The 14,676-nt window shown below is 70.2% G+C and carries 13 protein-coding genes; 7 read left to right on the forward strand and 6 right to left on the reverse strand.

Features of this window, described 5'->3' with window-relative positions; genetic code table 11:
- Nucleotides 1-2: 2 nt before the first annotated feature.
- From ACG01O_RS14400 to ACG01O_RS14425, 6 genes are all read left to right on the forward strand, one after another.
- Entirely contained in the window at nucleotides 3-1,502 is a 1,500-nt protein-coding gene (locus ACG01O_RS14400) for a CoA-acylating methylmalonate-semialdehyde dehydrogenase (protein ID WP_394385689.1), read from the forward strand.
- 18 nt (nucleotides 1,503-1,520) lie between these two features.
- Nucleotides 1,521-2,987, forward strand: a complete 1,467-nt coding sequence (locus tag ACG01O_RS14405; protein ID WP_394385690.1) for an NCS1 family nucleobase:cation symporter-1 — start codon at nucleotides 1,521-1,523, stop codon at nucleotides 2,985-2,987.
- Entirely contained in the window at nucleotides 2,984-4,435 is a 1,452-nt protein-coding gene (hydA, locus tag ACG01O_RS14410) for a dihydropyrimidinase (RefSeq protein ID WP_394385691.1), read from the forward strand. Before ACG01O_RS14405 ends, hydA begins: the two co-directional genes overlap by 4 nt.
- A gap of 12 nt (nucleotides 4,436-4,447) precedes the next feature.
- Nucleotides 4,448-5,719, forward strand: coding sequence for a Zn-dependent hydrolase (locus ACG01O_RS14415; protein WP_394385692.1), 1,272 nt, complete (start codon nucleotides 4,448-4,450; stop codon nucleotides 5,717-5,719).
- A 141-nt stretch (nucleotides 5,720-5,860) separates the two neighbouring features.
- Complete coding sequence (locus ACG01O_RS14420; RefSeq protein WP_394385693.1) at nucleotides 5,861-6,358, forward strand: cupin domain-containing protein; 498 nt, start codon at nucleotides 5,861-5,863, stop codon at nucleotides 6,356-6,358.
- A 41-nt stretch (nucleotides 6,359-6,399) separates the two neighbouring features.
- Nucleotides 6,400-7,230, forward strand: coding sequence for a helix-turn-helix domain-containing protein (locus ACG01O_RS14425; protein WP_394385694.1), 831 nt, complete (start codon nucleotides 6,400-6,402; stop codon nucleotides 7,228-7,230).
- Nucleotides 7,231-7,272: 42 nt separating this feature from the next.
- Here the strand turns inward: ACG01O_RS14425 and ACG01O_RS14430 are convergent, their stop codons facing one another.
- From ACG01O_RS14430 to ACG01O_RS14450, 5 genes are all read right to left on the reverse strand, one after another.
- The gene (locus ACG01O_RS14430) at nucleotides 7,273-8,079 is read right to left on the reverse strand and encodes a S1C family serine protease (protein WP_394385695.1); all 807 of its coding nucleotides are present in this window, start codon (nucleotides 8,077-8,079) and stop codon (nucleotides 7,273-7,275) included.
- 49 nt (nucleotides 8,080-8,128) lie between these two features.
- The gene (locus ACG01O_RS14435) at nucleotides 8,129-10,264 is read right to left on the reverse strand and encodes a prolyl oligopeptidase family serine peptidase (RefSeq protein WP_394385696.1); all 2,136 of its coding nucleotides are present in this window, start codon (nucleotides 10,262-10,264) and stop codon (nucleotides 8,129-8,131) included.
- A gap of 150 nt (nucleotides 10,265-10,414) precedes the next feature.
- Nucleotides 10,415-11,062, reverse strand: coding sequence for a CAP domain-containing protein (locus ACG01O_RS14440; protein ID WP_394385697.1), 648 nt, complete (start codon nucleotides 11,060-11,062; stop codon nucleotides 10,415-10,417).
- A gap of 45 nt (nucleotides 11,063-11,107) precedes the next feature.
- Nucleotides 11,108-12,970: a dihydroxy-acid dehydratase gene (gene ilvD / locus ACG01O_RS14445; protein WP_394385698.1), complete on the reverse strand. Its 1,863-nt coding sequence runs from the start codon at nucleotides 12,968-12,970 to the stop codon at nucleotides 11,108-11,110.
- 53 nt (nucleotides 12,971-13,023) lie between these two features.
- On the reverse strand, nucleotides 13,024-13,488 hold the full coding sequence (locus ACG01O_RS14450) for a hypothetical protein (RefSeq protein WP_394385699.1): 465 nt from the start codon (nucleotides 13,486-13,488) through the stop codon (nucleotides 13,024-13,026).
- Between the two features lie 78 nt (nucleotides 13,489-13,566).
- Between ACG01O_RS14450 and ACG01O_RS14455 the strand changes: the two genes are divergently transcribed.
- A complete protein-coding gene (locus ACG01O_RS14455; RefSeq protein ID WP_394385700.1) occupies nucleotides 13,567-13,941 on the forward strand; it encodes a MerR family transcriptional regulator in 375 nt (124 codons plus the stop codon).
- 3 nt (nucleotides 13,942-13,944) lie between these two features.
- Here ACG01O_RS14455 and ACG01O_RS14460 read toward each other — a convergent pair whose 3' ends face one another.
- Nucleotides 13,945-14,607 (reverse strand): type IV pili methyl-accepting chemotaxis transducer N-terminal domain-containing protein, encoded by a 663-nt coding sequence (locus ACG01O_RS14460; RefSeq protein ID WP_394385701.1) that lies wholly within the window; start codon nucleotides 14,605-14,607, stop codon nucleotides 13,945-13,947.
- Nucleotides 14,608-14,676 lie beyond the last annotated feature (69 nt).

A 14,676-nucleotide genomic window follows, 5' to 3' on the forward strand; every position in this document is an offset into this window, starting at 1 on the left:
CGATGAGTCACTACGAGGTCGGTCACTGGATCAACGGCGCTGCCACGCGCGGCACCGGCGAGCGCCAGCAAGACATCCACAACCCCGCCACCGGCGCCGTCCAGGGCACGCTGCGGCTGGGCAGCGTGGCCGATCTGGACGCGGCCGTGGCGTCTGCCACCCAGGCCGCCAAGGCCTGGAGCCAGACCCCGCCGCTGGCCCGCTCGCGCGTGCTGTTCAAGTTCCTGACCCTGCTGCAGGACCGCAAGGACCAACTCGCCGAGGCCATCGTGCGCGAGCACGGCAAGACCGTGCCCGACGCGCTGGGCGAAGTGGCCCGTGGCATCGAGGTGGTGGAGTTCGCCACCGGCATGCCGCAGCTGCTCAAGGGCGAGTACACCGAGCAGATCGCCCGCGGCATGGACGCCTGGAGCATGCGCCAGCCGCTCGGCGTGGTGGCCGGCATCACGCCGTTCAACTTCCCCGCCATGGTGCCGATGTGGATGTACCCCATCGCCATCGGCTGCGGCAACGCCTTCATCTTGAAGCCCAGCGAGCGTGACCCGTCGGCCTCGCTGCTGATGGCGCAATGGCTGAAGGAAGCCGGCCTGCCCGACGGTGTGTTCAGCGTGGTGCAGGGCGACAAGGACATCGTCGACGCCATCCTGGCCCACCCCGGCATTGCGGCGGTCAGCTTCGTCGGCTCCACGCCGGTGGCGGAGCACATCTACAAGGTCGGCAGCGCCCACGGCAAGCGGGTGCAGGCGCTGGGCGGCGCGAAGAACCACATGGTCGTCATGCCCGACGCCGACCTCGACGGTGCGGTGGACGCGCTGATGGGCGCCGCCTACGGCTCGGCCGGCGAGCGCTGCATGGCGATCTCGGTGGCCGTGGCGGTGGGCGACGTGGGCGACAAGCTCGTGGCCGCCCTGGCCCCCAAGGTGAAGGCACTCAAGATCGGCGAAGGCCACGAGGCCGGCGCCGAGATGGGCCCGCTGATCACGCGTGCCTCGCAGCAGCGCGTGGAGCGCTTGATTGGCGAAGGCGTGGCAGCCGGCGCGACCGCCGTGGTCGACGGCCGCGGCTACCGCGTGCAGGGCCATGAAGAGGGCTTCTTCGTCGGCGGCACCATCCTGGACGGCGTGAGCGCTGACATGAGCTGCTACACCGAGGAAATCTTCGGCCCCGTGCTGTGCGTGGTGCGCGTGCCGGACCTGGCCGCGGCGATTGCGCTGATCGAAGCCAACGAGTACGCCAACGGCGTGGCCATCTTCACCCGCGACGGCCATGTGGCGCGCGAGTTCGTGCACCACATCCAGGTCGGCATGGTGGGCGTGAACGTGCCGCTGCCGGTGCCCATGGCCTTCAACAGCTTTGGCGGCTGGAAGCGCAGCCTCTTCGGCGACCACCACGCCTACGGCCCCGAGGCGGTGCGCTTCTATACCAAGCACAAGGCCGTCATGCAGCGCTGGCCCGACAGCACACCCAAGGGCCCGCAATTTGCTTTTCCTCAGAACACCTGACGACCACGGAAACGCACCATGACCGACCCTTCGCTGAGCAACCCTGATCTGATCCCGACCACGGCTGCCCAGCGAACCTGGCGCTGGTATCACTTCGCCGCGCTGTGGGTCGGCATGGTGATGTGCATCCCGGCCTACACACTGGCGGCCAGCCTCATCGAGTCGGGCATGAGCTGGAGCCAGGCGGTGGGCACGGTGTTCCTGGGCAACCTCATCGTGCTGGTGCCGATGCTGCTGATTGGTCATGCCGGCGCCAAGTACGGCATCCCGTACGCGGTGCTGGCCCGCGCCTCGTTCGGCACGCAGGGCGCCAAGCTGCCGGCGCTGCTGCGGGCACTCGTCGCCTGCGGCTGGTACGGCATTCAGACCTGGTTCGGCGGGCAGATGGTCTACACGCTGGCCGGCGTGCTGATGGGCCAGCCGCTGGGCGGCGATCCGCTGCCAGGCCTGGGCATCAGCGCCGCCCAACTGACCTGCTTCCTGATCTTCTGGGCACTGCAGTTCTGGTTCGTGCTGCACGGCATCGAGTCCATCCGCAAGCTGGAGACCTGGACGGCGCCGATCAGGATCGTCATCTGCTTCGTGCTGCTGGGGTGGGCCTGGAACAAGGCGGGCGGCTTCGGCCCGATCCTGGATCAACCCTCCGCTTTTGTAGAAGGCGGCAAGAAGGCCGGGCAGTTCTCGGCCGTCTTCTGGCCCTCGCTCACCGCCATGGTCGGCTTCTGGGCGACGCTGGCGCTGAACATTCCGGATTTCACGCGCTTCGCCAAGAGCCAGCGCGACCAGCTCGTCGGCCAGGCCATCGGCCTGCCGGCGCCCATGGGCTTGCTGGCCGCGCTCGCGGTGTTCGTCACCTCCGCCACCGTCGTCATCTACGGCAAGGCGCTGTGGGACCCGGTGGACCTGGCCAGCCGCATGACGGGCGCGGCCGTGCTGATCGCGCTCATCGTGCTGCTGATCGACACCGTGAGCGTGAACCTCGCGGCCAACCTCGTCGGCCCGGCTTACGACTTCTCGGCGCTGGCGCCGGGGCGCATCAGCTACAAGGCCGGCGGCATCCTCACCGCGGGCATCGCCATCGTCATGATGCCGTGGAAGATCCTGGCCTCCACCGAGGGCTACATCTTCACTTGGCTCATCGGCTACTCGGCGTTGCTGGGGCCGGTGGCCGGCATCCTGATCGTGGACTACTTCGTGCTGCGCAAGACGGAGCTGGTGGTGGACGAGCTCTACCGCGAGGGCGGCCGCTACAGCTACCGCGGCGGCTGGAACGGGGCGGCCGTCATCGCCTTCGCCGTGGGCGTGGCGCCCAACATCCCCGGCTTCCTGAACGCCGCGTTCCCGGCGGCCTTCCCCGAGGTCGGCGCCGCCTTCAAGGCCCTCTACACCTATGCCTGGTTTGCCGGGCTGGCCATTGCGGCCCTCGTCTACGGCGTGCTGATGGCCGGCAAGACGCAACCCCAACTCGCAAGGACTGCCCCATGAGTTCCTCCCTGCTGATCCGCGGCGCCATCGTCGTCAACGCCGACGCCGAGAGCCGCACCGACGTGCTCTGCGTCGACGGCCGCATCGTCGCCCTGGGCGAACGCGCCGCGCGCGAAGCCCCCGCCGGCACGACCACGCTGGACGGCACCGGCCAGTACCTGCTGCCCGGCGGCATCGACCCGCACACCCACATGCAGCTGCCCTTCATGGGCACGGTCACGCAGGACGACTTCTTCACCGGCACGGCCGCGGCCCTGGCCGGCGGCACGACGAGCATCATCGACTTCGTCATCCCCAACCCGCAGCAGCCGCTGATGGACGCCTACCGCACCTGGCGCGGCTGGGCCGAGAAGGCCGCGAGCGACTACGCCTTCCATGTGGCCGTGACCTGGTGGGACCAGAGCGTCAGCGACGACATGGGCACGCTGGTGCGCGAGGAAGGCGTGAACAGCTTCAAGCACTTCATGGCCTACAAGAACGCCATCATGTGCGACGACGAAACGCTGGTGAACAGCTTCAAGCGTGCGCTCGAACTCGGCGCCATGCCGACGGTGCACGCCGAGAACGGCGAGCTGGTCTATCTGCTGCAGGCCGAGGTCGCCAAGATGGGCATCACCGGCCCCGAGGGCCACCCCATGAGCCGCCCGCCCATGGTGGAGGGCGAAGCGGCCAACCGCGCCATTGCGATTGCCGACGTGCTGGGCGTGCCCATCTACGTGGTGCACGTGAGCTGCATCGAAAGCGCCGAGGCCATCGCCCGCGCGCGGGCCCGCGGCCAGCGCGTGTACGGCGAAGTGCTGGCCGGCCACCTGCTGATCGACGACAGCGTCTACCGCGACCCCGACTTCGCCACCGCCGCGGCCTACGTGATGAGCCCGCCCTTCCGCCCCAAGATCCACCAGGAGTTCCTGTGGCGCGGCCTGCAAAGCGGCCAGCTGCACACCACCGCGACCGACCACTGCACCTTCTGCGCGAGCCAAAAGGCCGCCGGCAAGGACAACTTCGCCAAGATCCCCAACGGCTGCGGTGGCGTCGAGGAACGCATGGCCGTGCTGTGGGACGCCAGCGTGAACTCCGGGCGCCTGACGCCATCGGAGTTCGTGGCCATCACCTCGGCCAACGCGGCCAAGCTGTTCAACATGTACCCGCGCAAGGGCGTCATCGCCGAAGGTGCCGACGCCGACCTCGTGCTCTGGGACCCGGCCGGCACCAAGACACTGAGCGCCAAGACGCAGTTCTCCAAGAACGACTTCAACATCTTCGAGGGCCGCACCGTGCGCGGCATCCCGAGCCACACCATCTCGCAGGGGCGCGTCGTCTTCGCGCGCGGCGACTTGCGCGCTGAGCCCGGCACCGGCCGCTATCTGAAGCGCCCGCCCTTCGGCCCGCAATTCGATGCCGCCGCCAAGCGCAGCGCCGATTTGATGCCCACGGCCGTGGCCCGCTGAAAAGGATTCGCCATGGACATGCCCACCAAGACCGTCGACCTCTCCACGCTGCGCGTCAACGGCCAGCGCCTGTGGAACTCGCTGATGGAGCTCGCCCAGATCGGCGCGACGGACAAGGGCGGCGTCTGCCGCCTCACGCTCACCGACCTCGACAAGCAGGGCCGCGACCTCGTCACCCGCTGGGCGCGCGAGGCCGGCATGACGGTCACCATCGACCAGATCGGCAACGGCTTCATGCGCCGCCCGGGTCGCAACAACAGCCTGCCGCCCGTCATGACCGGCAGCCACATCGACACCCAACCCACCGGCGGCAAGTTCGATGGCAACTACGGCGTGCTCGCCGGCATCGAGGTCGTGCGCACGCTGAATGACCACGGCATCGAGACCGAGGCGCCCATCGAGGTCGCGTTCTGGACGAATGAAGAAGGCTCGCGTTTTGTGCCGGTCATGATGGGTTCGGGCGTGTTCGCCAAAGCCTTCACGCTGGAGCACGCCTACGCCGCGACGGACACGGCAGGCTTGACGGTCAAGGGTGAGTTGGAACGCATCGGCTACATCGGCACCCAGGTGCCGGGCGACCACCCCATCGGCGCCTACTTCGAGACCCACATCGAACAGGGCCCGGTGCTGGAGGACCACGACAAGACCATCGGCGTCGTCACCGGCGTGCTCGGCATCCGCTGGTACGACTGCGTCGTGACCGGCATGGAAGCCCACGCCGGCCCCACGCCCATGGCCCTGCGCAAGGATGCGCTGCAGGTGGCCACGCACCTGATGCAGGAGGTGGTGGCCTGCGCGCACCGCCACCCGCAGGCCGACGGCACCAACCATGGCCGCGGCACGGTGGGCATGGTGCAGGTCCACCCCAACAGCCGCAACGTGATCCCGGGCCGCGTGAAGTTCAGCATCGACCTGCGCAACTCGACCGACGCGCTCTGCGAAGCCATGGACGCCGACATCCGCGCGGTCGCCGCCAAGCTCGCCGCCGACTCGGGCCTCACCATCGAGATCACGCCCGTCAGCGCCTACCCGGCCCAGCCCTTCCACCCCGACTGCATCGCCGCCGTGCAAAAGGCGGCCGACGCCCTCGGCTACAGCAACATGCCCGCTGTCTCCGGCGCAGGGCATGACGCCGTCTACATGGCCCGCCTGGCCCCGGCCGGCATGATCTTCATCCCCTGCAAGGACGGCATCAGCCACAACGAGATCGAGGACGCCAAGCCCGAGCACATCGAGGCCGGCTGCAACGTGCTGCTGCAGGCGATGCTGAACGCGGCGGGCTGACGCGCCACCTTCCCCGCCACCTGACGTGCCGGGCCGCGCCGCCCGGCACGCCCCCTAGATTGGCAGCACGGCGCGTCCGATTCGTACCAGCGCGGTGCGACGGTTTTCGACATGCTGTGAGCACCCCCTCTCGGAGTGCCCATGAACGCTGCCGTCCCCTTCGCTGTCCACCCCCCCTCGGCCGTCACGGCGCCCGTTCGCGCGGGCCGCAGCCATGCCGGCGCGCCGCTGCCGGTCGGGCCGGACCTCTGGATGCTCAACGTGCCCGCCGCAGCCACGGGCCAGGCGCTCAGCGTGATGAGCTGGCACGGCCACGCGCCCGGCGGCCCGCCGCTGCACCTGCACCCAGACCAGGACGAGGTGTTCATCGTGGAAGCCGGTGAGTACCGCTTTCAATGCGACGATCAACTGTTCCTGCTGCGCGCGGGCGACAGCCTCTTTCTGCCGCGCGGACGGCCGCACACCTTCCGCCAGCTCAGCGCCACCGGCCGGTTGCGCTTCCTGTACACGCCAGCCGGCCGGATGGAGGACTTCTTTGCCGCACTGTCCCGACTGGATGGGCCACCCGCACCCGAGCAAGCTGCCACGCTATTCGCGGCCCACGGCATGCGCGTGGTGGGACTGCCGCTGGCGGCGTGACGGCTTCACGGCCTGAAGGTTGGAGCCCGGGCACTGGCCTCATGCACCCCATCTTCCACTTCAGCCCACCCAGCCCGGCGTTGCAGGGCTGGGTGCGGCAGCACCAGGTCATTCGCCTGCGCTTCGCCAGGGGCGTGGCCGTGCCCGTGAAGCCCTATTGGCCGCGCCCGGCGGCGGCCCTGGCCTTCTACCTGCGAGACCCGGAGTGGGTGGCCTCGGTGCCGGGCGCCGCCGCCCGCTGCAAGCCCCGCGCGGTGCTGATCGGCCAACCCACCGCCGCCACTTGGCGCCAGGGCGGCGCGGACTTTGCGGTTTACCAGATTGAGTTCGAACCCGGCGCGTTGCACCGCCTGACCGGCTTGCCACTGAATCCACTCACGAACGACTGCCTGGACGCCGAAGCCGTGTTCCCCGCCAGCTTTCGCCACTTGGTGGAGCGACTGGCCCAGCACGACACCGCAGCGCCATGGATCGCCGAAGTCGAGGCGTGGCTGCTGACCCAAGTGAGCGCGCCGCGGCGGGGCCTGGCGGCTGCGGACGCGGTGGCGCTGCAACTGCTGTCCGGCGCATCAACCGGGCTGGACGATCTGGCCCGTCAGCACGGTCTGGAGGTGCGGCAGCTGCGACGCCAGTTTGAGGCGCGGCTGGGCGTGAGCCCCCGGCTGTTCGCCCGAGTGGCGCGGTTCGACCGGCTGGTGCGCAGCGCCAATGCCGTGCCTGACGCCCGCTGGCTGGACCTGGCGCTGGACGCTGGCTATCACGACCACCAGCACCTGGCGCGGGACTTCCGCGAGTTCACAGGGCTGGCGCCGTCTGCCTTTCGGGCGCTGGAACTGCAGGCGCCGGAGCGGCAGTTCGGCTTCAGGGAGTGAACCGCGCCTCGCAGCCCCAGAGGGTCAGCCAAACAGTCGGTGTCAGCGCTTGGCGTGCTCAGCCAACAAGGCCGCGGCTGTGCTGGCCGGCACGGCGTACGTGATGCCCGTGGGCGCGCTCAGCGCCGCTTCTTTGGTGCCCTTGACCGCCCCGCCTTGCAGCACGCCCACCACCTCGCCGGAGTCGATGTCCAGCACCGGGCCGCCGCTGTTGCCGGGGTAGGCGATAGCGTCCAGCTGCATCAGGCGGAAGGCGCCGTCGCGCAACTGGCGCACGGCGCGGGGGCTGAGGCCGGACGGGTCGGACGCGGGCATGGACACGCTGGACCAGGCCGACACGATGCCGCGGTGCGTGGTGTGCACGTAGCCAATCGCGTTGCCGATGGGAAAGCCCATGAGCGCGATGGAGGTGCCCTCCGGGGCGTCTTGCGCGGCCAGCCGCAGCGCGGGCACGGGCGGGCCATCGATCTCCAGCAGGGCCAGGTCCTGCCCCGGGTTGCGCGCCAGCACGCGTGCGCTGCGCAGCTGCCAGCTGCCTTCGGCGGTCCAGACCTGCACGGCCACCGTGCGGTCTACCCGCTCCGGCGTTTCGGCGGGCAGCACGTGGGCGTTGGTCAGCACCTGCAGCCCGTCACCGACCACGAAGCCGGCGGCCCGAAAGCCGAAGCGCGGGTTGTCCATCAAGCCGTAGCTACCCACCACCACCACCGAGCGCTTGGCCCGGGCGATGAGCTGGGGCAACGGCTCGGCCGCGGCCGGCCCCGCCCCACCGCACAGCAGGCCCAACGCCAGACAAGCCGCAAGGCCGCGCCGGCGGGTGGGAGCAAAGGCAGGGCGGAGAGCAGGCATGGCGCGGTCGACGGAAAAAGCAACGCCCCAGCCTACCCCAGCCGGCCCGTCAGGGCGCGGGCTGGAAGGCCGCATCGCCGGTGCGCCACAGCACGAAGCTGTAGATGTCGGCCCACATGGCGTCTCGCTGCGTGCGGGTGGAACCCATGCCATGGCCCGCGCCGAAGTCGATGCGCAGCAGCACCGGCCGGCCGCTGTTTGTGGCCGCCGCCAGGCGCGCGGCGTACTTGGCGCTGTGGAAGGTGGCGGCGCGCGGGTCGTTCAGGCCGCTGACCACCAGCGTGGCGGGGTAGGCCGTGCCAGGGCGGATGTGCTGGTACGGGTCCAGGTTGAACATGGTCTTGAAGCTGGCCGCGTCAGCAATCGGGCCGCCCCACTCGGGGATGTCGGCGTTGTTCTGCTCGGACACGTAGCGCACCGGGTTCATGAAGCCCACGTTCGCCACGGCGGCGGCGAAGAGGTCGGGCCGGGTGTTCACGGCCTGGCCCACCATCACGCCGCCTGCGGAGGTGCCCATCACGGCCAGCTGCGCCGGCGTGGTTTCGCGGTCGCGCACCAGGGTCTCGGCCACGGCAATCGCGTCGTTCCAGGTGTTGGCCTTGGTGGGGCCGCGGCCGCCGTAGTGCCAGTCGCGCCCGAACTCGCCGCCGCCGCGCACGTGCGCAATCACGTAGCGGCCGCCACGGTCCAGCAGCGAGGCCAGCGAGGTTTGGAAAAACGGCATGGCTGCAAAGCCGTACGCCCCATAGGCCTCCAGCAGCAGCGGCCCCGGCCCTTGCGCGGCCCGGCCCTTCAACGACAGCACGGTGTACGGAATGCGCGTGCCGTCGGCCGCTGTGGCGAGCTGGGTGCGGGCCTCATAGCGCGCGGCGTCGTAACCCGCCGGCTGGCTGGACATGCCGGTGGCTGCCACCTGGCCCTGCGCGTTCAGGCGGTACACGGCGCTGGGTTGCGTCCAGCCGGCCAAGGCCACGTAGGCCTCGTTGCTGCTGGCCGACGTGCTCATCACCATCACCGACCCGGCGAACGGCAGTGCCACGCGCTGCGGCTCGCCCTGCGCGGGCACCCGCCACAGGCCCATCTGCCCGCCTTCGATGGTGCGCACCAAGGCGCCGTCGCGGGTGTTGTGAAAGCCCTCGATGACGGGCTGCCCCGGCAGCGCCACCATGCGCGCGGTGCGCAGGTCCGGCCGGCGGGCGGAGGTCACCAGCAAGCGGCCGTTGGACGCCTCCCGCGTGCTCAGCAGCCAGAGGGCCTCCCCCGCCAGGCCGGCGCCTTCCAGCTGCGCGTCGTACCCGCCCACGCGGGTCCAGCGCGCCTTGCCCGCCAGCAACGCGGCGCGGTCGGTCACGTAGACCTGCGACTCCCGACGTCCCTCGCTGATGACCAGCATCGCCGCCGGTGAGCGCTCCGCGAAGTGCAGGCTCACGATCTCCTGCGGCTGCAGCGGCACCGGCGGTCGCTTGCGGGCCACCAGCGTGCGGTCCGGCCCCGCTGCGCCCAGCCGGTGCAAGCGGATCTCGCTGTTGACGTAGTAGTTGGGCGTGCCCTGCTCGCCCACGAACTGCAGGTAGGCAAAGCCGCTGGAGTCGGGCAGCCAGCTGACGGCGCCGAAGTCGGTACCGGCGATGCGCGGCGCCAGCAGCCGGCCGCTGGCCACCTCCACCACGTGCAGCACCGAGGCCTCGGTGCCCCGCTTGGACAGCCCCACCGCCACATGCCGGCCGTTGGGCGACACCTGCCACCAGTCGAGCGCCTGCGGGCTGCCCAGCACGGTGGCCGGGTCCAGCAGCAGGCGCTCCTGGCCGCCGGTGCGCACGTACAGGCGCGGGTCTTCGGCGCCCACGTCGCGCCGCTGGATGAAGGTCTGTGCCCCCACCTCGCGCACCATGGCGTAGGCGGTCTGGTCGCCCGAACGCGCCTGTATGTCTTTCAGCAAGGCCGCGCGGCCGGGCAGTTGGGCCAGCACCGCATCGGTGTGGGCGGCCTGGCCTTGCAGCCAGGGCATCCAGCGCGGGTCTTTGCCGGACTCCATCCAGCGGTAGGGGTCGGCCACCGAGGTGCCGTAGTAGTCGTCCGTCACCACCTCCACCGGCGCCAGCGGCGCACCGGCCAGGGATGAGGCTGCAGCGGGCCACGCGACCAAGGCCCAGCTCAGGGCCACCCAGGGCATCAGCTTCTTCACGCAACGTCTCCTTGTGCGGCAGGCCGGGCAGCGGCCTGGTGGCGGGAGCTTATGCCGCAGGCCGGCGGCGCGGCACCGGGCCGCCCCCTGGCCGCGCGGGCAGCGCTGCAGTCATGTTGAGGACAGCGGGGCCGCCAAGCCGCAAAACCGTCAAGGCGGCGTGGCCAGGTCCATCGTCCAGTAGCTGCTGTAGGTGTTGCTGGCCGTGCCCTTGACGCAGGCCACGCCGATCTCCCGAAAGCCCGGGTTCATGAGGTTGGCGCAGTGGCCGGGGCTGGCCATCCAGCCGGCCATCACCACCGCCACGGTGGACTGGCCGGCGGCGATGTTCTCGCCCCAGGCACGCCAGCGGTAGCCGGCGGCCGTGATGCGCTGGCCTGCGCTGCTGCCGTCACTGCCGGTGTGGCTGAAGAAGTTGGCGCTTTGCAGGTCGTCGCTGTGCTTGAGCGCGGCCTGGGCGAGGCTGGCGTTCCACGTGAGTGCGCTGGTCGCCGCAAAGTTGCCCTCGCTGCCGCAGTTGGCGCCGGCGGCGCGGTAGCGGTTGACGAGGTCCATCAGCTCCGCCTGGAAGTTGCTGAGCTGGCAGGTGGCGCGGGTGCCGGCCTCGACGCCGGGAGCGGGTGCTGGAGCCGGTGAAGGGGCGGGAGCCGGGGATGGCGACGGGCTGGGCGTCGGACTTGGGGCCGGGCTCGGCGCGGGGCTGCTGGCCGACGGCGGCGCGGCACCGCCGCCGCCACCACAGGCCGAGAGCATCAAGGTCAGGCCGGCCACGGCCCATGCGCGAGGAAGGAGAGGCATGGGCCGCAGTGTGGGCGAGGCGGCGTGCCGCCTCGTATCCGAATGTCAGCCGCCCAGCGGGCCCAGGTCGCGCACGGCACCCTTGTCGGCCGAGGTGGCCAGCAGCGCGTAGGCCTTGAGCGCCGCGCTCACCTTGCGGGGGCGGGCCTCGGCGGGCTTCCAGCCCTTGGCGTCTTGCTCGGCACGGCGCTTGGCCAGCTCTTCGTCGCTGACCAGCACATCGATGCTGCGGTTGGGAATGTCGATGCGGATGCGGTCACCATTCCTGACCAATCCGATCGCGCCACCCGCAGCCGCCTCCGGCGAGCAGTGGCCGATGGACAGGCCCGAAGTGCCGCCGGAGAAGCGGCCGTCGGTCAGCAGCGCGCAGGCTTTGCCCAGGCCTTTGCTCTTGATGTAGCTGGTGGGGTAGAGCATCTCCTGCATGCCAGGGCCGCCCTTGGGGCCTTCGTAGCGCACCACCACCACGTCGCCGGCCTTGACCTGGTCGTCCAGGATGTGGGCCACGGCTTCGTCCTGGCTTTCCACCACGTGGGCCGGGCCTTCGAACACCAGCAGCGCGTCGTCCACGCCCGCAGTCTTCACCACGCAGCCGTCCAGCGCGATGTTGCCGCGCAGCACGGCCAGGCCGCCTTCCTTGCTGAAGGCGTGCTCGAACGAACGGATACAGCCCTCGGCGCGGTCCAGGTCCAGGCTGGGCCAGCGGGTGTTTTGGCTGAAGGCCACTTGCGTGGGGATGCCAGCCGGGCCGGCCATGTAGAAGGTCTTGACCGCGTCGCTCGGGTTGCGGGCAATGTCCCACTGGTCCAGCGCGTCCTTCATCGTCTTGGCGTGCACGGTGGGTGCATCGGTGTGCAGCTTGCCGGCGCGGTCCAGCTCGCCCAAGATGGCCATGATGCCGCCGGCGCGGTGCACGTCCTCGATGTGGTACTTGTTGGTGTTGGGCGCCACCTTGCACAGCTGCGGCACGTCGCGCGAGAGGCGGTCAATGTCGCCCATGTCGAAGGCAATGCCCGCTTCCTGCGCCGCGGCCAGGATGTGCAGGATGGTGTTGGTGGAGCCGCCCATGGCGATGTCCAGCGTCATCGCGTTCTCGAACGCCTTCTTGCCGATGGCGCGCGGCAACACCGTGGCGTCGTCCTGCTCGTAAAAGCGCTTGCACAGCTCCACCACCGTTCGGCCGGCCTGCTTGAACAGTCCTTCGCGGTCGGCGTGGGTGGCCACCACCGTGCCGTTGCCCGGCAGCGAGAGGCCCAGTGCCTCGGTCAGGCAGTTCATGGAATTGGCCGTGAACATGCCCGAGCAGCTGCCGCAGGTGGGGCAGGCCGAACGCTCGACTTCGGCGAGGTCGGCATCGCTGACCTTGGCGTCGGCGGCCATCACCATGGCGTCGATGAGGTCGAGCTTTTTGATCTCGATCTTGGCCGTGCCGGGCACCGCCAGGCGCACCTTGCCGGCTTCCATCGGGCCGCCGGAGACGAACACCACGGGGATGTTGAGCCGCATGGCGGCCATCAGCATGCCGGGGGTGATCTTGTCGCAGTTGGAGATGCACACCAGCGCGTCGGCGCAGTGGGCGTTGACCATGTACTCCACCGAGTCGGCAATGATGTCGCGGCTGGGCAGCGAATACAGCATGCCGTCGTGGCCCATGGCGATGCCGTCGTCCACGGCGATGGTGTTGAACTCCTTGGCCACGCCGCCCACGCGCTCGATCTCGCGGGCCACCAGCTGACCCAGGTCCTTCAGGTGCACGTGGCCGGGCACGAACTGGGTGAAGGAGTTGGCGATGGCGATGATGGGCTTGGCGAAGTCGTCGTCCTTCATGCCCGTGGCGCGCCACAGCGAGCGGGCGCCCGCCATGTTGCGGCCGGCGGTAGAGGTCTTGGAACGGTAGGGCGTGGGCATGGCAGCAGTCGGTGCAGATGCAGGGAAGCCGCGATTGTCTGGCCGAGCCGGCGTCAGCGTGAACCCAAAAGCCCTCCGAAAGCTCGGTTGCCCCTTGCCGAACGCTCAGGCCCCGACACGCACCAGGCCTGCACCAGCGCCCAACACACCTCCGGCAGCAGGAACAGCAGCAACACCGGCTCGCCCGTCTGTTGCCAGGCCCAGGCCATCCACAGGCTGAACAGCGCGCGTGCCGCGGCGTCGTAGCGGCCCAGATGCAGCGTCGGCCCGCGCAGCCGCAGCACGCTCCACACCAGCACGACGCTGCCCATCAGCAGTGCGAACAGCAGGTGCAGCGGCGCGAAGGCCGGCAGCGGCGCGCCGCCCAGCGCGTGGTTGACGGCGCTGAGCTGGCCGAAGGCCAGGGCAAAGGTCCACGGCGTGGCGAAGGGCGCGGTGACGACGAGGTCGTACGCGGCACTGGCCTGCACGACGCGGCGGAACTGGGCGGGGCTGAACGGAGGCAGGAACGAAGACATGGCCGGCGACGGAAGTGATGACAGCGCGCAGCTTCAACCCTGGACTACGCTCCAGGGTCAAGCAGCTTGTTCAACACCATGCAGATCGGCACCCTGAGTGAGCGCACCGGCCTGAGCCGCGACAGCCTGCGCTTCTACGAGAAGCGCGGCCTGCTGCAGGCCCGCCGCAGCGCCAACGGCTACCGCGACTACCCGGAAGAAGCCGTGCAATGGCTGGGCTACGTGCGCACCGCGCAGCAGCTGGGTTTCACGCTGGCCGAGATCGCGGCCGACCTGCCGCTGCTGGCCCTGGGCGAGGACGCCGGCCCCGCGCTGCGGGCCACGCTGGCGCGCAAGCTGGCCGACATCGACGCGCGCATCACCGCGCTGCAAGGCCTGCGCACCGAGCTGGCGGCGCGGCTGGCCGACACGCCCGAGGTCGGCGCGAGTTGCCCGCTGCGCCCCGCCGCCTGACGCTCAAGCCACGGCGCTGCGCAGCGCCTCGCGCACCAGGCCGTCCAGCTGCTGGGTGATCTGCGTCAGCTCACCCGACACCACCGCGAACTCACGGCCGCTGGCGCCGGCGCGTGCGGCCACCACCTGGGCGTTGAAGGACACGATGCGGGCGTGCTTGGCGATCTGCTCGATGTCACCCATCACCGACGACAGCTGCTGCCGCGCGCGGGCCGCCTGTGTGCGGGCCAGGTCCTCCAGCGCCTGGGTCTGGCGGTTGAGCGCCGCCAGCAGCGGCGTGGCGCTTTCCACAAGGGCGTCCACGTGTGCGTCCTGCGGCTGGCGCACGGCCTGGTCGGCCAGCTGCTCGAAGCGGGCGATGCAGGCGGTGGCCGCCTCGGCTTCGGGCGCGGGCAGCGGCAGGGTCAGGCCGTCTTGCCGCAGGGCGGCCTCCCCCTCGAGCAGGCTTTGCTGGGTGCTGCGAAACAGCGCGAGGGTTTCACGCGCCGTGGCCTGGGCGCCGTCGCGCCCCTGTTGGGCCAGCAGCACGAACAGCACCAGCCGCTGCGAGATGAAACGCCGCCGGCCGGACAGGTTGATCAGGCGGGCGCAGGCGTCACCCGCCTGGGCTTTGGGCGCCGCGCCCTGAAATCGTGCAGAGGCGGATGCCCGTTCGTGGTGCAGCATGGCGGTCTCCGTTGCCGGGATCCGGGGCGCCGTGACGCAGGCCTTGGCCCGGCTGCCCTCCCTGACGGG

This window comes from Pelomonas baiyunensis (genome assembly GCF_043555935.1).
Classification (GTDB): Bacteria; Pseudomonadota; Gammaproteobacteria; order Burkholderiales; family Burkholderiaceae_C; genus Pelomonas; species Pelomonas baiyunensis.

Coding starts and splice junctions, on each gene's coding strand:
- ACG01O_RS14405 (WP_394385690.1), top strand. CDS start 1,521: ATGACCGACCCTTCGCTGAGCAACCCTGATCTGATCCCGACCACGGCT.
- ACG01O_RS14420 (WP_394385693.1), top strand. CDS start 5,861: ATGAACGCTGCCGTCCCCTTCGCTGTCCACCCCCCCTCGGCCGTCACG.
- ACG01O_RS14455 (WP_394385700.1), top strand. CDS start 13,567: ATGCAGATCGGCACCCTGAGTGAGCGCACCGGCCTGAGCCGCGACAGC.
- ACG01O_RS14450 (WP_394385699.1), bottom strand. CDS start 13,488: ATGTCTTCGTTCCTGCCTCCGTTCAGCCCCGCCCAGTTCCGCCGCGTC.
- ACG01O_RS14460 (WP_394385701.1), bottom strand. CDS start 14,607: ATGCTGCACCACGAACGGGCATCCGCCTCTGCACGATTTCAGGGCGCG.
- ACG01O_RS14400 (WP_394385689.1), top strand. CDS start 3: ATGAGTCACTACGAGGTCGGTCACTGGATCAACGGCGCTGCCACGCGC.
- ACG01O_RS14415 (WP_394385692.1), top strand. CDS start 4,448: ATGGACATGCCCACCAAGACCGTCGACCTCTCCACGCTGCGCGTCAAC.
- hydA (WP_394385691.1), top strand. CDS start 2,984: ATGAGTTCCTCCCTGCTGATCCGCGGCGCCATCGTCGTCAACGCCGAC.
- ACG01O_RS14440 (WP_394385697.1), bottom strand. CDS start 11,062: ATGCCTCTCCTTCCTCGCGCATGGGCCGTGGCCGGCCTGACCTTGATG.
- ilvD (WP_394385698.1), bottom strand. CDS start 12,970: ATGCCCACGCCCTACCGTTCCAAGACCTCTACCGCCGGCCGCAACATG.
- ACG01O_RS14430 (WP_394385695.1), bottom strand. CDS start 8,079: ATGCCTGCTCTCCGCCCTGCCTTTGCTCCCACCCGCCGGCGCGGCCTT.
- ACG01O_RS14425 (WP_394385694.1), top strand. CDS start 6,400: ATGCACCCCATCTTCCACTTCAGCCCACCCAGCCCGGCGTTGCAGGGC.